The sequence below is a fragment of the Hydrotalea sandarakina genome (genome assembly GCF_003254115.1).
Lineage (GTDB): Bacteria > Bacteroidota > Bacteroidia > Chitinophagales > Chitinophagaceae > Hydrotalea > Hydrotalea sandarakina.
Genome location: NZ_QKZV01000003.1, coordinates 136450 through 158794, shown reverse-complemented (window position 1 = coordinate 158794; position 22345 = coordinate 136450). Strand labels below are relative to the sequence as shown.

17 protein-coding genes and 1 tRNA gene are annotated in these 22345 nt (G+C 35.3%); 9 read left to right on the top strand and 9 right to left on the bottom strand.

What is annotated here, in order from left to right; translation table 11 throughout:
- Positions 1 to 141: 141 nt before the first annotated feature.
- The 3 genes from leuB to LX80_RS05860 are packed head-to-tail and all read right to left on the bottom strand — an operon-like array spanning position 142 to position 3972.
- Positions 142 to 1260, bottom strand: coding sequence for a 3-isopropylmalate dehydrogenase (gene leuB, locus LX80_RS05870; protein WP_111294229.1), 1119 nt, complete (start codon positions 1258 to 1260; stop codon positions 142 to 144).
- Between the two features lie 3 nt (positions 1261 to 1263).
- Positions 1264 to 2808: an ATP-binding cassette domain-containing protein gene (locus tag LX80_RS05865; RefSeq protein ID WP_111294228.1), complete on the bottom strand. Its 1545-nt coding sequence runs from the start codon at positions 2806 to 2808 to the stop codon at positions 1264 to 1266.
- 3 nt (positions 2809 to 2811) lie between these two features.
- Positions 2812 to 3972 (bottom strand): 2-isopropylmalate synthase, encoded by a 1161-nt coding sequence (locus LX80_RS05860; RefSeq protein WP_111294227.1) that lies wholly within the window; start codon positions 3970 to 3972, stop codon positions 2812 to 2814.
- A 183-nt stretch (positions 3973 to 4155) separates the two neighbouring features.
- Between LX80_RS05860 and LX80_RS05855 the strand changes: the two genes are divergently transcribed.
- From LX80_RS05855 to LX80_RS05845, 3 genes are read left to right on the top strand one after another with little or no spacing between them, the layout of a single operon-like run.
- Entirely contained in the window at positions 4156 to 5739 is a 1584-nt protein-coding gene (locus LX80_RS05855; protein WP_111294225.1) for a hypothetical protein, read from the top strand.
- Between the two features lie 13 nt (positions 5740 to 5752).
- Positions 5753 to 6970: a PAS domain-containing sensor histidine kinase gene (locus tag LX80_RS05850; RefSeq protein WP_111294223.1), complete on the top strand. Its 1218-nt coding sequence runs from the start codon at positions 5753 to 5755 to the stop codon at positions 6968 to 6970.
- A complete protein-coding gene (locus tag LX80_RS05845; protein WP_111294221.1) occupies positions 6963 to 8024 on the top strand; it encodes a response regulator in 1062 nt (353 codons plus the stop codon). The genes LX80_RS05850 and LX80_RS05845 overlap by 8 nt, the downstream gene beginning before the upstream one ends.
- On the opposite strand, the gene LX80_RS05840 is transcribed toward LX80_RS05845, so the two are convergent.
- Positions 8021 to 8587: a hypothetical protein gene (locus LX80_RS05840; protein ID WP_111294219.1), complete on the bottom strand. Its 567-nt coding sequence runs from the start codon at positions 8585 to 8587 to the stop codon at positions 8021 to 8023. The two genes, LX80_RS05845 and LX80_RS05840, sit on opposite strands and share 4 nt — an antisense overlap.
- A gap of 213 nt (positions 8588 to 8800) precedes the next feature.
- Between LX80_RS05840 and rpoC the strand changes: the two genes are divergently transcribed.
- From rpoC to LX80_RS05810, 6 genes are all read left to right on the top strand, one after another.
- Positions 8801 to 13087 carry a DNA-directed RNA polymerase subunit beta' gene (gene rpoC / locus LX80_RS05835; protein WP_111294217.1) on the top strand — a complete coding sequence of 1429 codons (4287 nt, stop codon included), beginning with the start codon at positions 8801 to 8803 and terminating at the stop codon, positions 13085 to 13087.
- 219 nt (positions 13088 to 13306) lie between these two features.
- Positions 13307 to 13894: an OmpH family outer membrane protein gene (locus LX80_RS05830; protein ID WP_111294215.1), complete on the top strand. Its 588-nt coding sequence runs from the start codon at positions 13307 to 13309 to the stop codon at positions 13892 to 13894.
- A gap of 57 nt (positions 13895 to 13951) precedes the next feature.
- Positions 13952 to 15358, top strand: a complete 1407-nt coding sequence (locus LX80_RS05825) for an APC family permease (RefSeq protein WP_111294213.1) — start codon at positions 13952 to 13954, stop codon at positions 15356 to 15358.
- 3 nt (positions 15359 to 15361) lie between these two features.
- A complete protein-coding gene (locus LX80_RS05820) occupies positions 15362 to 16348 on the top strand; it encodes a bifunctional heptose 7-phosphate kinase/heptose 1-phosphate adenyltransferase (RefSeq protein ID WP_111294211.1) in 987 nt (328 codons plus the stop codon).
- Between the two features lie 112 nt (positions 16349 to 16460).
- Positions 16461 to 17414, top strand: coding sequence for an isoaspartyl peptidase/L-asparaginase family protein (locus LX80_RS05815; RefSeq protein WP_111294209.1), 954 nt, complete (start codon positions 16461 to 16463; stop codon positions 17412 to 17414).
- A 61-nt stretch (positions 17415 to 17475) separates the two neighbouring features.
- The gene (locus LX80_RS05810) at positions 17476 to 18159 is read left to right on the top strand and encodes a 2-C-methyl-D-erythritol 4-phosphate cytidylyltransferase (RefSeq protein ID WP_111294207.1); all 684 of its coding nucleotides are present in this window, start codon (positions 17476 to 17478) and stop codon (positions 18157 to 18159) included.
- On the opposite strand, the gene LX80_RS05805 is transcribed toward LX80_RS05810, so the two are convergent.
- The 5 genes from LX80_RS05805 to LX80_RS05785 all read right to left on the bottom strand — a co-directional run bounded on the left by LX80_RS05805 (position 18148) and on the right by LX80_RS05785 (position 22302).
- Positions 18148 to 19068, bottom strand: coding sequence for a GNAT family N-acetyltransferase (locus tag LX80_RS05805; protein ID WP_111294205.1), 921 nt, complete (start codon positions 19066 to 19068; stop codon positions 18148 to 18150). The genes LX80_RS05810 and LX80_RS05805 overlap by 12 nt on opposite strands.
- A gap of 6 nt (positions 19069 to 19074) precedes the next feature.
- Positions 19075 to 19731 (bottom strand): sugar transferase, encoded by a 657-nt coding sequence (locus LX80_RS05800; RefSeq protein WP_111294203.1) that lies wholly within the window; start codon positions 19729 to 19731, stop codon positions 19075 to 19077.
- Between the two features lie 9 nt (positions 19732 to 19740).
- The gene (locus tag LX80_RS05795; protein WP_111294201.1) at positions 19741 to 20718 is read right to left on the bottom strand and encodes a Gfo/Idh/MocA family protein; all 978 of its coding nucleotides are present in this window, start codon (positions 20716 to 20718) and stop codon (positions 19741 to 19743) included.
- A 150-nt stretch (positions 20719 to 20868) separates the two neighbouring features.
- Positions 20869 to 20952: transfer RNA gene (locus LX80_RS05790), tRNA-Leu, on the bottom strand.
- Between the two features lie 63 nt (positions 20953 to 21015).
- Positions 21016 to 22302, bottom strand: coding sequence for an acetyl-CoA hydrolase/transferase family protein (locus tag LX80_RS05785; RefSeq protein WP_111294199.1), 1287 nt, complete (start codon positions 22300 to 22302; stop codon positions 21016 to 21018).
- Between the last annotated feature and the right edge of the window lie 43 nt (positions 22303 to 22345).

Here is a 22345-nt window from a genome sequence, read left to right as displayed (position 1 = left end):
TAATAATGACAATAATAATGACAGCAATAATTGCAGTGCTGTTATTAAAAATTGCATTATGTAATTTGTTCGCCACGGTTATTTTTTTGTATTGAACAAATATACCTGTTGTATTTGAATGAACAAAGAACTTTTTATATGCTAAATAATGGTTGACTTTCTCAACTCAATATTTTTATGATTAATGTCTTCGAAATTGTTATTGCCCGATATAAAATCGCAAATCAATTCACCTATGGTAGAGGTGAAATAGAAATTAATGGGGTCAATATCTTTCGTAACAAATTTGTGTGTCAACGTCCAGTTTACAGCTGCCTTTACTACGGCTGCTTCTGTGTTTAATCCAAAATAATCTAACATCATGGCAGCGGAAAGAATGGCACCCAGTGGATTAGCAATATCTTTTCCGGCAGCTTGTGGATACGATCCATGTATAGGTTCAAATAAAGCGGTACTAATACCAAATGATGCAGATGGCAGCAAGCCCAGTGAACCGGATAATACACTTGCTTCATCGCTTAAAATATCACCAAACATATTTTCCGTAAGTATTACATCAAATTGAGCAGGATTAAGAATGATTTGCATGGCTGCATTATCAACAAATAAATAACTCACTTTTACGTCAGTATAATTTTGAGCTACATTCTGCACAACGGAACGCCATAAACGTGATGTTTCCAGTACATTGGCTTTGTCAACCAAGGTTAATTGTTTTTTTCGCTGCATGGCTGCTTTAAAAGCCGCATGTGCAATTCTTTCTATTTCATTGGTATTATAAATACATTCATCAATGGCTTGGGTTTTATCACTGCTTAGTTCTTTTTTGCCAAAATAAATTCCTCCGGTTAATTCTCGATAGATTACAAAATCAACGTTTTTTAATTGTTTTTCTTTTAAAGGAGATAAATGATGTAAAGCCGGGTACGTTGTAACCGGTCGCACATTTGCGTAAAGTTGTAAGGCTTTTCTTAGTTTCAATAAACCTTGTTCAGGTCTAACTTTAGCCGAAGGATCATTATCATATTTTGGATCGCCAATTGCACCAAATAAAATAGCATCACTGTTTAAACAAACTTCAATTGTTTCATCCGGCAAGGGGTTCCCGGTTTTGTCAATGGCTACTGCACCCATTAAGCAATCAGTAAATTGCCATTCATGATTAAATTTTTCTGCAATGGCATGTAATACTTTTGTAGCCTGTGTAGTTACTTCCGGTCCAATGCCATCACCATGTATTACTGCAATATTTTTTTTCATACTTTAAGCATTTAAATGTTGTACACAATAACTGTTGCTATGTATTATTTTTTTATTTTCTATATTTTGAATTTTTTTTGCTTCTTCAATTTTTGCTTTCCCGTTTTGTAAGATTAATACCTTGTTTATACAATCAGGAATTTCATCATCTACATGTGTTACATACAGTAGCGTAGTAGTAGGTTGTTGAGCGGCAATTTGTTGTATGGTATTTAAAAATAATTTTGTGAAAGTGGCATCTAATCCCTGACAAGGTTCGTCGAAAATAAGTAGGGGGGGATTTTTTACCAATGTTCTTGCCAATAACACCCAACGTTGCATACCAAACGATAGTGCTCTTAATTGTTTATGTATTACATTTTCTAATTGAAATTCTTGAATGATGGTGTTAAGGGTTTGTATTTGCACTTCATTCAGTTTTTTATATACACCCATCGTATCAAAAAAACCGGATGCAATAGTTTTTTCAACACTCAGTTGTTTGTCGAAGTATTTATGCAATTCGGGCGATATGTACCCAATTCTTTTTTTAATATCCCAGATGCTTTCACCACCACCTCTTTTTGTTCCAAAAATTTTAATAACGTTAGCATAAGCTTGTGGATTATCACCGTTGATTAAGCTGAGTAGGGTAGATTTACCTGCGCCATTATGTCCTTTTATTAACCATTTTTCACCTGTACGTACATTCCAATTTATGTTGTCTAAAATTTTTTTATCACCGTAGATAACAGTTGTGTCCTGCATTTCAATTACCCTCGTTTCACTTGTTGGCAATTGATTAGCAATTAAAAGCTTTTTAAAGTTAGGTAAGATTTGATGTTCATTTTGCGGCAAGTACATTTCTTTAGAAAAATACCTACTTGTTTTCTGCGCATTTAATTCCAGTACATGTGTTATAAAGTTAGGAACAATATTATCATTCCCTATGTACACAATAGTAACACCGTTAATTGCATATTTTTCTAAAAGTTGTAATAAAGTATTTTGTGCTGCTTTGTCTAATCCGGTTAAAATATTATCAACAATTAAAATTTCGGGGTCATGCAATAAGCATTTTATAATTTGTAATTTTTTTTGTTCTCCGTTGGAAAGTTGGATAAGCGGAGTATCTAAACGATGCAGCAAATTGAATTTTTGGCACAGCTCATAATAATTTTCGGTGTCCTTGCCGTTATTATTTAATTGTTGTGTGTAATGTGCTAAATGTTGTACTATGGTTTCACTATCATCAGCATCACAACTATTGTATCGTTGTTGGTAATAAAAATCGGAAAGGTTGGTAAGGTTTTTCCATTGGTGAGTATCCTCAATATAAACTATTCCGGGTAATTGATTAGCGTTTTCAAATGCAGGAAAAGCAATTTTTCCTTTAAAAAATATTTTAGCAGCCAAAGCCTTACCCAATGTGGTTTTTCCACTGCCCGCCATTCCGGTTACGAACAAGTGTTCGCCTTTTTGAATGGTGAAACTTATATCCTGCAAAATGGTAATGCCATATTGTTGTATATTTAAATGGGTAACTTGTATTGCAGGTAAGTTATTCATACATTATGCTTCAATCCGTTGGTGTTGTTTAGCCATTGCATGCAAATCGTCATCACATACTTCTTTCTTCTGATCGGCTATTTGTAAAAATCTTTCATACAAAGTATCAATATCGTTTCGGGTACATTCATAACCTAAGTTCTTTAATCGATAAGCCAATGCGCTTCTGCCACTGCGTGCAGTTAATACAATTTTTGAGGTATCGGCACCCACATCTTTTGGATTAATAATTTCATAGGTAATAGCACTTTTCAAAAATCCATCTTGATGAATACCGGAAGAATGCGAGAAGGCATTTGCACCCACAATAGCTTTGTTGGGTTGAACGGGCATACGCATGGTATCGCTAACCAACCGGCTCATAGGGTTTAATTGTGTTGTTTTAATATTGGTATGAAAGCCTAAATGCTTGTGTTGTTGAATAATCATCACCACTTCTTCCAGCGAAGTATTGCCTGCACGTTCACCCAAGCCATTCATTGTACATTCAATCTGTCTGGCGCCATGTATTATTCCCTCAATTGAATTAGCTGTGGCTAAACCTAAATCGTTATGGCAATGGCAGGAAAGAATAGCTTTGTCTATGTTGGGAACATTATTTTTTAAAAATGCAATTTTGGCCCCATATTGTGAAGGCAAACAATAACCGGTTGTGTCGGGAATGTTAATCACGGTTGCGCCGGCTTTAATTACCGCTTCAACTACACGTGCCAAATATTCATTGTCGGTTCTGCCTGCATCTTCTGCATAAAATTCAACATCATCTACAAAATTTTTAGCCCATTGCACACATTGTACGGCCCTTTCCAAAATTTCTTCTCTTGTTGAGTTGAATTTTCCTTTAATATGATAATCAGAAGTGCCAATGCCGGTATGTATTCTTGGTTTTTTGGCATATTTAAGGGCTTCGGCAGCAACTTCAATATCTTTTTTTACAGCTCTGCTAAGGCCACATACCGATGCGTGTTGAATAATTTTTGAAATTTCTTGTACGGAATGAAAATCGCCCGGTGAAGAAATGGGGAAACCTGCTTCAATAATATCTACACCCAAATCTTCCAGTGCCAACGCCAGTTCAATTTTTTCTGAAGTATTTAATTTGCAACCGGGCACTTGTTCACCATCGCGTAAAGTAGTATCGAATATATATATTTTTTCACTCATGAAATAATGGTTAAACGTTAATATTAATGAAACCAAAAACCCTTTGTAATTTTACGGGATACCGAATGTAGCTTATAAATAATGCTGGAATGCGTTAAATTCACTAGTATTTTACGCTGGATAAAAGGTATATAATTGACTAAAACCCTTTACAGTACTGCATTTTAAATAAAACGAATTACGATGCCTAACCGAAGTACCGATATGTTGTTTCAACTCATAAAATCGCTTGAAAAGGGTGAAAAACGCAATTTTAAGCTGTATGTAAAACGCAATGCATCAGGCGAAGAGTTGAAAATTGTACAGTTGTTTGATGCCTTAGATAAAATGAAAGATTATGATGAAGTGCAATTATTACAAAAAAATCCGAGCATAAAGAAGCAGCAGCTTTCCAATATGAAAGCCCATTTGTATAAAGAATTGCTATCTAGTTTGCGGCTAATTCAGCCATCGGATAATATAGTTCGCTATGCCCATGAGCAACTTGACTTTGCCGGAATTTTATACAACAAAGGGCTTTATTTGCAAAGTTTAAAGTTGCTTGATAAGTTGAAAGAAGTTGCCAATTCTCAACATCAATATATTTATTCGTTGCTAACCCTTCAATTTGAGAAAAAAATTGAGTCTATGCATATTACGCGCAGTATGGAAAACCGTGCGGAAACATTGAGCGGAGAATCGGAAAAAATTTATCATCAATTAGCATTAAGCAATAAACTGTCCAATTTAGCCTTAGAATTATATAGTTGGTATATACAAAACGGGCATGCCCGTGATAAACGCGATGTACATGCCGTTAAAGTTTTTTTTGAATCGAATTTACCACCCATACATTATGATGAATTGGGCTTTTACGAAAAATTATATTTATATCAATCCTACTGCTGGTATGGATTTATTTTGCAAGATTTATTAATGTATTATCGGTACACACAAAAATGGGTTTCGTTATTTCACGAAAATGAAATTATGATGCGCATTGAAACCGGACAATACATTAGAGGTATGCACAATTTATTGGGGGCTCAGTTCAACTTAAATAACTTTGATAAATTTAATGAATACTTGCAGCAATTTGAAGCCTTTGCTCAATCAGATTTAGGCAACAGTAATGATAATATTCGCATACAAACTTTTGTATATTTAAATACTGCCAGAATTAATAAACATTTTTTAGAGGGAACATTTACGGAAGGTTTGCAATTGGTACCTGAAATTGAAAAACACTTGGATGAATATAAGTTGCATTTAGATAGGCATAGGGTGTTGGTATTTTATTATAAAATTGCCTGTTTGTATTTTGGCAGCGGTGATAATGAAAAAGCAATTGATTACTTAAATAAAATTATTAATTGGAAAGTTGATTTACGTACAGATTTACAATGTTATGCCCGCTTGTTACACTTAATTGCTCATTATGAATTAGGCAATGACAACTTACTGGAATACTTAATTAAATCTGTATATCGGTTTATGGCTAAAATGAAAAATTTAAGTATTGTGGAAGAAGAGATTTTTAAATTTATACGCAAATCATTTAATCTTTCACCCAAAAAATTATTACCGGCTTTCAAAAGTTTAAAAGAAAAATTAGAGCAATTGCAAGGCGAACCATTGGAAACACGTTCATTCATGTACTTAGATATTATTGGATGGTTAGAAAGTAAAATTGAAGGAGTACCGGTACAAGAAGTTCGAAGAAGAAAATTTTTGGAAGGAAGAAAATCCGGTTCCGTTGGTAAAATAAAAGTAAATTCTGAAAAATAAATAATAAAGCAAAATGCCTAATAAAGAGGGGTTTAGTGCGTTGTTTACATATGCAACTGAGGGAATTATTGTAGTAAATGAAAGGGGATATTTAACCATGGCCAATCCTGCAGCCGAAAAGCTATTCGGATATGAATCAGGTGAATTATTAAACATACAGTTAGAAAATCTGATTCCAAAACGCTTTACAAAATCGCATCAACAATATCGCAATCAATATGCTCATCAGCCGTATGCCCGTTCTATGGGAATTGGTATGAATTTATTTGCATTGCGAAAAGATGGCACTGAATTTCCGGTTGAAGTTAGTTTAAGTCCTTTTAAAACAGCGGAAGGCAATTTTGTTATTGCTTTTATTATAGATATAACTATTCGTAAACAAACGGAAAGTGCTTTGCTAAAGCAGAAAGAAGAATTAGAAAAGTTGAATAGCGAATTAGAAAAAAGGGTACGTCATCGTACACTCATTTTGGAAGAGGCATTGCACGAATTGGAGCGTTCAAGGGAAGAATTAAGCCAACTATTGGAAAAAGAGAAAGAAGTTAATGAGTTAAAGTCAAGATTTGTTTCAATGGCTTCACACGAATTTAGAACACCATTGGCTACTATTTTATCATCACTAAATTTAGTAGAAAAGTATGGTGAACTGAATGATAGAGAAAACCAGCAAAGGCATATTTTACGCATCAAATCAGCCATTAACCATATGACTGATATTTTAAACGATATGCTGTCCATCAGTAAAATTGAAGAAGGGAAAATTGTTGTTCAAAAAGATTGGGTAAATGTTGTACAGCTTTCACAAAACATAATACAAGAAATTCAACCCATATTAAAAGCTGGCCAAGTCATTCATTTTCATCCTGCCGGTCAGGAGTTGGCTTATATTGATCCCAATATATTTATTACGATTGTTACTAATTTGCTTTCAAATGCAATAAAGTTTTCACCGGTAAATAAACCTATTTATTTGAATTTAAATATTACAGATGAGCAATTGACTATTGTTGTGAAAGATGAGGGCATGGGCATTCCGGAAGAAGATCAATCAAATTTGTTCAATAGATTTTTCCGGGCAAAAAATGTTACCAATATACAAGGCACCGGTTTGGGGTTGAATATCATAGCTCGCTATGTTGAATTATTAAACGGGAATATTACCTTTGAAAGTCGTTTAGAACAAGGCACCACATTTACCATTGTAATTCCAAATATCATTGAAAATGCGTAAAAAAATTTTATTAATTGAAGATAATTTAGATATGCGGGAAAACACCGCTGAAATATTGCAATTGGCCAATTATGAAGTAAAAACTGCTGAAAATGGTAAAGAAGGCGTTGCAATGGCCGAAAAAGAGCATTTTGATTTGATTATTTGCGACATTATGATGCCGGTATTAGATGGCTATGGGGTATTGCATTTATTATCGAAGAATAAAAACACCAATGGTATTCCGTTTATTTTTTTAACAGCTAAAGCTGAACGTTCTGATTTTAGAAAAGGCATGGAAATGGGTGCAGATGATTATTTAACCAAACCCTTTGATGATATTGAATTACTAAATGCCATTGAAAGTCGCTTAAAAAAGTCCGAGCTTATGCGGCAAGAGTTTGCCAATAATGTTAGCGGCTTAAATCAATTTATTGAAACCGTTAAAGGATTTGACACTTTAAAAAAGATTTCCGAAGAAAACGAACTCAGAAATTATCGAAAAAAAGAAGAGATTTATAAAGAAGACAGCTATCCTAAAGGAATTTATTTATTGGTAAGCGGAAAAGTAAAAACCTGTAAAACGAATGAAGATGGTAAAGAGCTGATTACAGGCTTGTATAGTGAAGGTGATTATTTTGGTTATGTAGCATTATTAGAAGATACCAAACATAAAGAGAGTGCCGTTGTTTTAGAAGACGCGCAGGTTTGCATGATGCCCAAAAACGATTTTTTTGAATTAATTTATAAAAATGCTGAGGTTTCCAAGAAATTTATTCAAATGTTATCGCACCAGGTTCAGCAACGTGAGGAGCAATTATTGCGCTTAGCCTATAACTCAGCACGCAAAAAAGTAGCTGATGCTCTCATTACCCTTCACAATAAATTCCAACAGGGTAAACAAGGTAATTTTAGTATGCAAATTTCACGAGAAGATTTAGCCAATATTGCAGGTATTGCCACTGAAAGTACTATTAGAACACTTAGCGATTTAAAGGATGAGAAATTGATTGAAATACAATCCGGCAAAATAACTATCATCAATTATGAAAAATTAGCGGCATTACGCAATTAAACCATATTAGGTGGCTTTTGCCGCTCGTTGATTTGCTGAGTAATTAGTTCACCTTGGGTGTTTTGTTCTTCCAGTGTCCAATCATCTGTAATAGAGGTTTCTATCCATACATTTCCCGATTTTCGTAAAATAATCGGTTCCAGTCCATAAAGCTTAGTAAACTGTTGCTCCAGTTCTGCTACCGTCATTTCCGGGTAAATGAAAAAGGGAGTTTTATCATTATTTATTTTATATTCCAATAAAGTTGTATTCTGCGTAGGTTGAGGTTGATCTTGCCCAATTTTCCCACTTTCCTGTCCGGGTTGCATCTTAACCAGTAATAATCTTAGGTAAGGAAACATTTGGTTAAATTCCGATTGCAGGGTTTGCACATTTTTGGTATCATCTATAATAATCTGCATAATATTCATTCTTCTAAACAAAATTATTTGGGCTAATTGGCCTAAACACTGATTTTTATCATATTCTATTGAAGTGTGGGGAACATATAAATTTCCATATACATTTGTAATGTTAATAATCCTGTAAAAATTGCCTTGACCTGACAGAATGACAATTATCATAATAAAGTGTGTCTTTAAAATTTTGGGGTTTCTTTTTTCTATTTAAAAACCAGTCCTTACCTTTGCCCCCTTAATGATTTTGAAGTATTCCATTACATTTTATATAAAAAATTAATACCATAGTGGGTAAATGCAGTATGCATGCTGCATTGTCCGCTTTTTTTTATTGTAATGAATGGGGTATTTCGGGTCAGGAATCAAATAAAATGTACTATGGCCATTAAAAGAGACAATCGTCCAAAATCAAGTTTTTCTACCATCACCATTAGTTTGGCTTCTCCCGACTCTATTTTGGAAAAAAGTTTCGGAGAAGTGTTAAAGCCCGAAACCATTAACTATCGCACCTATAAGCCTGAAAGAGATGGCTTGTTTTGCGAAAGAATTTTTGGGCCGGTAAAAGATTATGAGTGCGCCTGCGGTAAATACAAGCGTATTCGCTATAAAGGCATTGTGTGCGACCGATGTGGTGTTGAAGTAACTGAAAAGAAAGTTCGTCGTGAAAGAATGGGGCACATTAAATTGGTGGTGCCCGTAGTACATATATGGTATTTTAAAAGCTTGCCTAACAAAATTGGCTATTTGTTGGGAATGAGCTCAAAAAAGTTAGAAAGCATCGTTTACTACGAAAGATATGTTGTAATACAAGCCGGTATTAAAGAAAATTTGGCAACAGGCGATTTGTTATCTGAAGAAGAATATTTAGATATCATTGATGCTCTGCCAAAAGAAAATCAGATGCTTCCTGATGAAGATCCCAATAAGTTTATTGCCAAAATGGGAGCTGAAGCCATTAGCGATTTACTGGCCCGTTTAGACTTAGATGAACTAAGCTTCTCATTAAGAAATGCTGCTGCAAATGAAACTTCACAGCAACGTAAAGCTGATGCCTTAAAACGCTTAAGCGTAGTAGAAGCATTTAGAGATGCCAATTCAAGAATTAGCAACCGTCCGGAATGGATGGTAATGCAATATATACCTGTAATTCCACCGGAATTAAGACCTTTAGTGCCTCTAGATGGTGGTCGTTTTGCATCTTCCGACTTAAATGACCTTTATCGCAGGGTAATTATTCGTAATAACCGTTTAAAACGTTTATTGGAAATTAAAGCACCGGAAGTAATTCTTCGTAACGAAAAAAGAATGTTACAAGAAGCCATCGATTCACTATTTGATAATAGTAGAAAATCGAATGCAGTTAAAGCAGAAGGTGGTAGAGCTTTAAAATCATTAAGCGACGTATTAAAAGGTAAACAAGGTCGTTTCCGTCAAAACTTATTGGGTAAAAGGGTTGATTACTCCGGTCGTTCTGTAATTGTGGTAGGCCCGGAACTGAAAATGCATGAATGTGGTTTGCCTAAAGATATGGCTGCCGAATTATTCAAGCCATTTATCATTCGTAAGTTAATTGAAAGAGGTATTGTAAAAACAGTTAAGTCTGCTAAAAAATTAGTAGATAAAAAAGAAGCGGTAATTTGGGATATTTTAGAAAATATTTTAAAAGGTCATCCTGTATTACTAAACCGTGCCCCAACATTACACCGCTTGTCAATTCAAGCATTCCAACCTCGCTTGGTTGAAGGTAAAGCCATTCAATTACACCCATTGGTAACCTCTGCTTTCAACGCCGACTTTGATGGTGACCAAATGGCTGTTCACGTACCGCTAAGCAATGCCGCAATATTGGAAGCGCAATTGTTAATGTTGTCTTCTCATAACATTTTGAACCCGCAAAACGGTACCGCCATTACGCTGCCTTCACAAGACATGGTACTTGGGCTGTACTATATTACCAAAGGAAAGAAAAGCACAGAAACCGAACCTGTTAAAGGTGAAGGAAAAGTGTTTTACAGCATGGATGAAGTTATCATTGCGTACAATGAAAAACGCGTTGATCTTCATGCACACATCAAATTAAGAACAAAAATTAGGAATGCAGAAGGTGTTTTAGAAAAGAAGATTATAGAAACAACCGTTGGACGAGTTTTATTCAACCAATATGTTCCTGAGGAAGTAGGTTACATCAACACCCTGTTAACCAAAAAAAGTTTAAGGGAAATTATTGGTAATATTATTAAAATTACCAATGTTCCTAAAACTGCAAAATTCCTCGATGATATTAAAACCTTAGGTTTTAGAATGGCCTTTAAAGGCGGATTAAGCTTTAGCATTAACGACCTAATTGTACCCGATGTTCGTGAAGAATTACTGGAAAATGCCAAAGCTGAAGTTGATGAAGTACGCGAAAGTTATAACATGGGTTTAATTACCAATAATGAACGTTATAACCAGGTAATTGATATTTGGGGAAGAGTGGACATGCGTTTAACAGAAACTTTAATCCGTGAAATGGCTAGCGATAAGCAAGGATTCAATTCCGTGTTTATGATGCTGGATTCCGGTGCTCGCGGTTCTAAAACACAGGTAAAACAATTGGTGGGTATTAGGGGATTGATGGCTAAACCAAGAAAAAGTGGAAGTTCAGGCAGTGAGGTAATCGAAAACCCCATTCTGTCTAACTTTAAAGGTGGCTTGAATGTATTAGATTATTTCATTTCTACCCACGGTGCTCGTAAAGGTTTGGCTGATACGGCCTTGAAGACTGCTGATGCCGGTTACTTAACCCGTAGGTTGGTTGACGTGGCACAGGATGTTGTAATTGCAGAAGATGATTGTGGTACTTTAAGAGGTATTTCAATAAGCGCATTAAAAGATAACGAAGACATCATAGAGCCTTTATCAGACAGAATTGAAGGAAGAACTTCTTTACATGATGTTTTACATCCGGTAACAGATGAGTTAATCATTAAAGCCGGCGAAGAAATTACTTATGACATTGCCAAACGTATTGAAGAAGCAGGTATTGATAGTGTAGAAATTCGTTCAGTATTAACTTGCGAAGCTAAAAAAGGAGTTTGCGTTAAATGTTATGGTAAAAATTTAGCCACCGGTTATATGGCACAACGCGGCGACTCTGTTGGTATTATTGCCGCTCAGTCAATTGGTGAGCCCGGTACACAGTTAACATTACGTACCTTCCACGTAGGTGGTGTTGCGGGTAGCTCATCTATTGAATCATCATTAACAGCTAAGTTCGATGGTACCGTTCGTTTCGATGGATTGCGTACTGTATCGAATGTAAACAATGAAGGTGATAAAGTAAACATTGTTATTGGTCGTACCGGTGAAATGCGTTTAATGGATGAAAAAAATGATCGCCTTTTATTAACTAACAATATACCTTATGGTTCTACTTTATTGGTAAAAGATGGCCAACAGGTGAAAAAAGGCGATGTTATTTGTACATGGGATCCATTCAATAACGTAATAGTTGCCGAGCAAAACGGTGTTATTAAATTTGAAAATATTATTGACGGTTACACCTATCGTGATGAGGCCGATGAACAAACCGGTCACCGTGAAAAGGTAGTAATTGAATCAAAAGATAAAACCAAAATACCTACCATTATTGTTGCAGGTAAGGAAACCAAACAATATAACTTACCCGTAGGTAGCCATATTGCTATTGAGGAAGGTGAAGAGGTAAAAGCGGGTCAGGTATTGGTTAAAATTCCTCGTGTATTAGGTAAGTTGCGCGATATTACCGGTGGTTTACCACGTGTAACCGAATTATTCGAAGCAAGAAATCCGGCCAATCCTGCAATTGTTTGCGAAATTGACGGTGTAGTAACCTTCGGTAATGTAAAACGTGGTAACCGCGAAATTGTAGTAGAAGCAAAAGATGGAGTTATTAAGAAATATTTAGTTCCATTAACGCGTCAAATTTTAGTACAAGATGGAGATTTCGTGAAAGCCGGTGCGCCTTTATCAGATGGGCAAATTGCACCTTATGATATTCTAACCATCAAAGGTCCTTATGCTGTTCAGGAATACATAGTAAACGAAATTCAGGAAGTTTATCGTTTACAAGGTGTTGACATTAATGATAAACACATAGAGGTGATTGTAAGACAGATGATGAAGAAAGTAGAAATTGTTGATGCGGGTGATACTAAATTCCTGGAAGAAGATTTAGAAGACAGGTTTGAATTTATTGAAGAAAATGATAGAATATTCGATAAAAAAGTAGTTACAAATCCCGGTGACAGTACTAAGTTACGTGCAGGTCAAATTGTAACATTACGCGAACTGAGAGAAGAAAATTCAATCCTTCGTCGTGCGGACAAAAAATTGGTAGAAGTTCGGGATGCACGCCCTGCAACGGCAAAACCTGTTTTATTAGGTATTACAAAAGCGTCTTTAGGTGTGAAGAGTTGGATTTCAGCCGCTTCATTCCAAGAAACAACCAAAGTATTAAGCCAAGCAGCTATACAAGGTAAAACCGATGAAATGATTGGCTTGAAAGAAAACGTTATTACCGGACACTTAATACCTGCCGGTACAGGCCTTCGTGATTTCGAAAATTTAATTGTTGGCAGTAAAGAAGATTTTGAAGTACTTTCTACCACTCGTGAGGCTATGAACTTTGATGAAGACGAATAGTGAAGTAATTAATTACTGAGCTTTTAAATGTAACCTGCAATTTTTTAAAAAAATATTGCAGGTTTTTTTTCATTAAATCCTAATTAAAATTTAAAAGTGCAAGCTAATTTTTTAAATGAATGATTTGCCTGTATATTCGTTCCCATTTTTAAAATATGTACCGGTTTGTTGTACTTAAATCGGAGCATTTATAAAACTTAATTAAACATCATTTTGTATATGAAAAATGTTTTACTCATTGTTAATGCCCTATTAGTAATTGCCGTTGCTTATTTATTATATGAACATTTTAAAGGGCCTCAAAAAGTAATGTCGGCTGCCAATAACAATGCTGCATTAACTGCCAACGGTTTTAAAATTGCTTATTTTGAAATGGATTCATTACAAAATCAATACAATTTATTAAAAGAAGTAAGAACTGCTTTAATGGCTAAAGATCAGGAAATGGGTAAAGAATTATCGAACATGGAAAATTCTTTAAGAAATAAATATCAGGAATTGCAAAAGAATGGCAACTCACTTAGCCAAGCAGAAATCGCCAATCGTCAGCAGGAAATTATGGATTTGGATAAAAACCTGAAAAATAAGCGCCAAATGATGGAACAGGAAATGCAAGATGAAAGTTTTAAAAAGCTGCAGGATGTGAAAAAAAGAATTGAAGACTATTTGAAAGAATATAATAAGGACAAAGGGTACGCTTATATTTTTTCTAATGTACCCGATATGATGTATTACAAAGATACTGTATATAACATTACAGCTGATATCGTGAAAGGCTTGAATGAACAATACAAACAGAAAAAATAATTATTTGTAGCAAATCGTTATCTTCAAAGTCCCAAATGCAATAAAGGGACTTTTTTTATGGATACACCCTCGTTCAAACCCAGCTTAGGTTTATTAGACGCCACCATGATTGTTGCCGGAAGTATGATAGGATCCGGTATTTTTATTGTTAGTGCCGATATAACTAGAAATGTAGGTTCTGCCGGTTGGCTAATTATTGTGTGGTTATTAACCGGTTTAATGACATTAATTGCTGCCGTTAGTTATGGAGAATTGAGCGGCATGTTTCCTAAAGCCGGTGGGCAGTATGTGTATTTAAAAGAAGCTTATAACCCCTTAGTTGGCTTTTTATACGGTTGGAGTTTTTTTGCCATTATTCAAACCGGTACCATTGCTGCAGTAGGGGTTGCTTTTGCAAAATTTACTGCTTATTTAATTCCACAGGTAAGCGATGAAATTACATTATTCAGTATTGGCGCATTGCATATTTCACCTGCACAAATTTTAGCCATCATTCTTATTATATTTTTAACATATATTAATACGCGGGGTATTCAAAGCGGTAAAATTATTCAAACAACATTTACCTTAACCAAATTGCTAAGTTTATTTGGATTAATCATATTTGGATTTATTGCCCTTCAACCGCAAATATGGCATCAGAACTGGTCGGGAAATGCCTGGAGTTTACAGCATTTGAATAAAGATGGCAGCATTCAATCGTATGGATTAGCTGCTGCTATGGGCGCAATTGCTGCAGCAATGGTTGGTTCCATATTTAGCAGCGATGCCTGGAATAATGTAACATTTATTGCCGGTGAAATTAAAAACCCCAAACGTAATATTGGTTTAAGTTTGTTTTTAGGTACACTGTTAGTTACTATCGTTTACGTTTCTACCAACTTTGTATATACCGGTTTATTGCCCATGCAGGCCATTGCTTCGGCTGAAAATGATAGGGTAGCCATAGCAGCCTCGCACGTAATTTTTGGGAATATTGGTACCATTATCATTGCAGTTATGATTATGATTTCAACTTTTGGCTGTAATAATGGGCTTATTTTAGCAGGAGCCCGAGTTTATTATACAATGGCCAATGATGGGTTATTCTTTAAAAAAACCGCCCAACTTAACAAAAAAGCGGTACCTGCTTTTGCATTATGGATTCAATGTTTGGTTGCTTGTTTATTGTGTTTAAGTGGCAAATATGGCGATTTGCTCGATATGGTTTCTTTTGTTGTGGTTATTTTTTATGTTTTAACAATTATTGGCATTTTTATTTTGCGTAAAAAAATGCCTAATACAGAAAGGCCTTACCGTGCATTTGGATATCCTATTCTACCTGCATTATACATTATAATGGGATTAGCATTTTGCACGTTGCTTATCATCTATAAACCTGATTATACCATTTACGGATTAATTTTTGCACTATTGGGTATTCCTTTGTATTATCTTGCACTCGCAACAAAGTCAAAGTCTTAATTCATGAATTTTGAATCTATTTTTCAGCAGTTTAACCAAATGAAAATTGCCGTATTAGGCGATGTAATGTTGGACACTTATTGGTGGGGACACGTAGATAGAATTTCACCCGAAGCACCTGTTCCGGTAGTAGCATTCGATAAAAGGGAAGTACGTATTGGCGGGGCTGGAAATGTGGCCTTGAATACCGTATCATTAGGAGCTTCCACCACCATCTTAACAGTGATTGGCAATGATAATGATGGTAAACAATTGGTGAATTTATTAGAACAAAACAACATTAGTACAAAATATATTGTTACTGCACCCAATAGGGTTACTACCAATAAAACCCGTATTATGAGCCGTAATCAACAAATGCTACGGTTAGATTGTGAAGTAACAACAGATATCAATGCAGATACGGAAAAACAACTACTTCAAAAAATTGAAGAATATTTTAAAACAGAGCAACCACACGTACTCATTTTTGAAGATTATAATAAAGGTGTGTTAACTGCTACAGTCATCAATGAGGTAATTTCACTTTGTAAAAAATATGGGGTATTAACTGCAGTAGATCCAAAACGCAAAAACTTTTTGTCATTTAAATCGGTAGATATTTTTAAACCGAATTTAAAAGAAGTAAAAGATGGTTTGAATTTATTGATTGATGATGTGTCGCTTCCTGTATTGCAAAAAATTCATATTCAATTACAACAAATACTTGGGCATAGTATATCCTTAATTACACTTTCTGAAAAAGGGGTGTTTTATCAAAACGGCAATGAATCCAAAATAATTCCTACACATGTACGCAATATAGCTGACGTTAGTGGGGCGGGCGATACTGTTATTGCCGTTGCATCATTGGTTTATGCAACTACCGGTAAAATTGAATTGGCAGCTGAAATGGCCAATATTGCCGGTGGTTTGGTTTGTGAAGAAGTGGGAACAGCAGCCATACAAAAACAAAAGTTTTTAAATGAATGTAAAAAACTGCTTTCATAGCTTTGTTTAAAATTTCCGCATTTTTATTGCAGGTTGTTCAGCATTCGTTCAATATATTTCAAAATTCTGTTTCATTCCATTTTCTAATTTCGGGGAAGAAATTTTGAAAGGAATGTCAACATACGCATTGGTAATTCATGGTGGAGCAGGCACTATTTTAAAAGAAGATATGACTCCACAGTTAGAAAAGGCTTATGAACAAGGTTTGAATGCTGCATTGCAAGCCGGATATGCAGTTTTGGAAAATGGTGGAAGTGCCATAAATGCAGTTAAAGCAGCAATTGTTGTATTAGAAGATAATGTTTTGTTTAATGCAGGACGTGGTGCTGTTTTTACAAAAAAAGGCGTTCAAGAAATGGATGCAGCTATTATGGATGGTAATACATTAAATGCCGGTGCAGTTGCCGGTGTTCGTAATGTTCGAAATCCCATTGTATTGGCCACTGAAGTAATGCTGCATAGTAATCACGTTTTTTTAAGTGGCAAGGGTGCTAATGACTTTGCTATTAAACAAGGAGTTAAGTTGGAACCCGATGAATATTTTTTCTCGCCTTTCAGATATGAACAATGGAAAGCGATTCGCGATAGTGATAATTATTCTTTAGATCATACCAACCACCATTTGGAAGAGTTACTCCGTGATAAAAAATTTGGAACCGTTGGTGCTGTGGCTTGCGATGCAGATGGAAATATTGCCGCAGCAACCAGTACAGGTGGCATGACTAATAAAAAATATGGTCGCATTGGCGACAGCCCCGTAATCGGTGCAGGTACTTATGCCAATAATGCAACTTGTGGTATTAGTTGTACCGGCCATGGTGAAATGTTTTTAAGAGCTGTTGCAGCACATGATGTTAGTTGCTTAATGGAATATAAAGGCTTTACATTGCAAGAGGCTATGCACGAAGTGGTACATAAAAAATTAGTTGCCATGAATGGGGAAGGAGGTATGATTGGCGTTGATGCGAAAGGAAATATTGCAATGGTATTTAATAGTGCCGGTATGTATCGTGCTGCAAAAACCAGTAATGGTTTATTCGAAATTGGTATATATGGTGAACAATAGCGGCTACTAGTTTTGTAATTCAGATTTACAGCTACTTTTGCAATTAACGAATATTCATTCCATGCAAAAAATTGCGATAATTGTTGCCGGTGGCTCCGGAGTTAGAATGGGAAGTGCCTTACCTAAACAGTTTTTACCGCTTAAAAACAAGCCTGTATTACAATATACCCTCGAAACTTTTTTGTTGTCGTTTCCTGACTTACAAATTATATTGGTATTGCCGGATGCCTATTTAAACATGGGTATGGAACTTATTGAAAAAATACCGCTTCATCAACGTATACGGCTTGTTGCTGGTGGTGTTACACGTTTTCATTCGGTAAAGGCCGGTTTATCTGTTATTCCACCACAAACCAATGCTATTATTTTTGTTCATGATGCAGTGCGTTGTTTAATTAGTACAAAACTTATTCAACAATGTTATCAGCAAGCCATGGAAAAGGGAAGTGCAATACCTGCCATTAAAGCTACTGATAGTATTCGGCAAACAATTAATGATACTTCAAAGCCTTTAAATCGCGATGAAATATTTTTAGTTCAAACACCACAAACCTTTAGAAGTGACATTTTGTTGTCTGCTTTTCAGCAAGAACATCAACCTGAATTTACCGATGAAGCAACTGTGGTTGAGTATAGTGGTGTCCCCATACACTTAATTGAAGGTGAACATCAAAACATAAAAATTACACGCCCTATTGACTTACTGATAGCCGAAAAGTTTCTTGATGATCCTTCATTGTTTTAACCAACGCAATGGAATTGGTAATTGATTAATGTGTATATGCCAATAAGGACTGTGCTTTGGATGAAAGTTTTTGTAAAACGACTGTACGCCCGGCAAAGATGAGCCTTCAAAATCGAAAATTTTGCTATTACCCGCAACCTTTCTTATGCATTGATCAATTAAAAAATGACCTGCACTTTGTTTTCTTCCTTCTTCATTCACAAAATGTATGATGTTATAAACGCTGCTTTCATGCATTAAGAAAATGCCCCCCGAAACAAGCCTTTGGTTGGTATTATGAACTCCTAATACCAAAAATTTATTTTGCATCTCTGTTTTTAATAAAAGCTGTAAAAACGTGTTGGTATGTTGCCGGGATAAATTCATGGTATTACCATATAATCTATAAAATGCTTCTAATACCACCTGCGGATGAAGGTCTTCCGCAAGTACTAAATTATGCTTTTGTGCTTTTTCTAAATTCCGAATTAAATCACCAGAATAATTTTGTTGTATAAATGCATAGCCGTTATGTAGATGTAACTCAAAGTTATCTTTTAATATCGCTTTGCACTTTTTAAGTTCTTTAGGTAATTGTGGGTACGGAATATATAAATCTCCGTAGTTGAAATGTTTTATAACATGATTAATTCCTTTTAGTAAGTCTTCATTAATATTAGCAGCAAATAAACCCAATTGTTGTATAAATGGGGGTTGATAACAATACTGAAAGCTCCATTTTTTTTTAAATGGAACCGGTATAACAGCTTCATAATCTTTATAAACAAATGCTAACCAATTTGCGCATAAAGCATTTAAATAAAATGATTGGGCGTAAATGCTTGGTTGGATTGATTGATTAATGCAATGGTTCCATTTTACTTCATCTATTGCGGATGCGGGTATTATTTGCCAATTGCTATCCTGCATAACGCTTTATTTCCCTTTGCCTAATAAAATAATAAGGAAGGTTTTTAAAATAATGGCCATGTCTAATAAAAATGATCTTTTCTGAATATAAATCAAATCATATTCCGCTCTTTCTATTAATTCATTGAGGTTTGATGCATATCCAAACTCTATCATGCCTAAGGATGTTAATCCCGGTTTTACCAGAAACAGTGAGGCATAGTTGGGTACTATTTGTATTAGTTGATTAGTATAGAACTGCCTTTCAGGTCTTGGTCCAACCAGCGACATATCCCCTTTAATAATATTCCATAATTGTGGTATTTCATCTAACCGCCATTTCCGCATAATTTTTCCCCAGGGGGTAATACGGTCATCCGTATCACTTGATAGCTGAGGCCCATTTACTTCCGCATCAGCGTACATACTTCTAAATTTATAAATAGTAAACGGCACTCCTTTATATCCTACACGTTGTTGAGAATAAAAAACACTTCCCGGTGAAGAAAATTTGGTTTTAATAGCAATGAAAATAATCAGCGGAAGTAATAGAATAATTGCTGTTATTGAAAATAAAACATCAATAACGCGTTTAGTTATTCCATACAAAATATGTTTGTTTTGCATGGGCTGCCATTGACCTTTTTTATCTGCTAACTCTATTTCCAAAGTTTTATAAAACATGGCATTAAGTTATGACATAGCAATATTATTGCTATTAATTTTCTGCAGAATTTGGTGGGCTACTTCAAGCGCCAACAATCCATCTATTTCGCTAACTAACGTGGGGGTATTGTTGTTAATGGCATCAACAAAACTTTGTAATTCTAACAAAATAGCATTAGCCGGTTGAATTTCAGGATTTGATACAGCAATGGTTTTGGTTCCATGTGGTGTTTCAATATCAAACGTAAAGCTATTGTCGTCTTGCGGTTGTTTTAGCGTAATTATTTCCGTTTTCTTTTCTAAGAAGTCAATGCCATAATAAGCATCTTTTTGAAACAAACGAATTTTACGCATTTTTTTCATGCTTATACGGCTACTGGTTAAGTTGGCAACACAACCATTATTGAATTCTATACGAACATTGGCTATATCTGGTGTTTCTGTCATAACTGCAACACCACTTGCATAAATATTTTTTACCCCGCTTTTAACTAAGCTTAAAATAATATCTATATCATGGATCATTAAGTCAAGGATAACACTTACTTCAGTTCCTCTAGGGTTGAATTGAGCCAAACGATGTACTTCAATAAACATGGGGTTTAATTGTACATCTTTTAGTGCTAAATAAGCCGGGTTAAAGCGTTCAACATGACCCACCTGTAATTTAACGTTCGCTTCTTTAACCATGTTTACCAAGCTTTTGGCCTCCTGTATGGTATGGGTAAAAGGTTTTTCAACAAATACATGCTTGCCTTTTCGAATGGCTAACATACATATTTCAAAGTGTTTGTCGGTGGGCACCACAACATCAATAATATCGCAAGCATCTATCAACTTTTCTTCATCTAAAAAGCGTTTTATGCCATATTGCTCAGCAACCAATTTTGCTTCTTCATTATTCGGATCAAAAAAACCAACTAATTTAACACCCTCAATTTCTTTCCAATTATTTAAGTGGTATTTTCCCAAATGGCCAACGCCAAATACTCCTACTTTCAACATGCTTCTCTGGTTTTAGCGGCTAAAGATAATTAATATGAACATTTGTTTGTGTTATTGTAACAACAAAAAATAAGGAATCATTGGTGTGTACAATCTATTATGTTTTAATAGCAATGGGGCATAAAAAAAGTGGTTTTACAACCACTTTTGTGCCCAGAACAGGAATCGAACCTGCACTACCTTGCGATAACCAGATTTTGAGTCTGGCGCGTCTACCAGTTCCGCCATCTGGGCTTGGGGCTGCAATATTACATTATATGCTTTAATACACAAAATTCGGTGCCATAATTTTATTGATTAAACAAAAATTTTAAATCGTTCAAAGCAACTCTTGGCTAATGTCTCTCTGTCATCGGGGTGAGCAATGGCTATTAAAGCTTTTGCACGTTGCCGTAAATTTTTTCCATATAAATAAGCAACTCCAAATTCTGTAACAACATAATGAATGTGGCCACGTGTTGTAACAACGCCGGCTCCTTCTTTTAAATGTGGGGTAATGCGTGATATTCCTTTTTTAGTTCTGCTTGTTAAGGCAATAATGGGTTTACCTCCTTCACTTAAAGCAGCACCTCGCATAAAATCCATTTGGCCACCAATACCGCTATATTGATAGGTGCCAATGCTATCGGCACAAATTTGCCCTGTAATATCAACCTCAATAGCACTATTAATGGCAATTACCTTATTGTTTCTTCTAATAACATGAGGGTCATTTACATAATCAATATCTAAAAAAGCAAAAGCAGGGTTATCATTTACATAACTATACAATCGTTTGGTACCAAAAGCAAAGCTGGTAACATTTTTATTGGGGTGAATTTTTTTAAACTTATTGTTAATTACATCCTTTTCCATTAAATCTATCACACCATCACTACACATTTCGGTATGTAAACCTAAGTTTTTGTGATTGTGTAATGATTTTAAAACAGCATCTGGAATGGTGCCGATTCCCAATTGAAGTGTGCTTCCGTCATCAATCATTTCAGCAATATATTTTCCAATTTGAATTTCGGCTGCACCGGTTTTACTGGCATAATCTAATTCAGGTAAAGCCTCTTCGTGATAAACCATTTTTGTAATATGACTAACATGCAACAACCCGTCTCCATGTGTTCGGGGCATATTGGGGTTTACTTGCGCAATAATATATTTAGCCGTGTTTACAGCTGTACGAGCAATATCAACCGATAAGCCTAAAGTGCAATAGCCATGCTCATCGGGTGGTGAAACTTGAACAATGGCCACATCAATGGGAAGCACATTCTTTTTAAACAAATCGGGTATATCACTTAAAAATGCGGGAATAAAATCGGCACGACCACTGTTTACGGCTTCGCGAACAGATGCAGATACAAACAAACAGTTAATGTGAAAAGCGTTTTGATATTCCGGTTTATCAATTACGATATCACCTTGTACCGTAATAAATACAGTTTCCACATTTTGTAAGCGTGGTGCTTCTTTGGCTAATTCTCTTAATAAAAAAAGTGGTGTACAGGCACTGCCGTGTATAAATACTCTTTGATTGCTTTGTATAATGGATAATGCATTGGCTGCAGTTACATACTCAATTGTTTGCATGTTTTATTTGCAAAATAACATTTGATGGAAATTTTAAAAAATG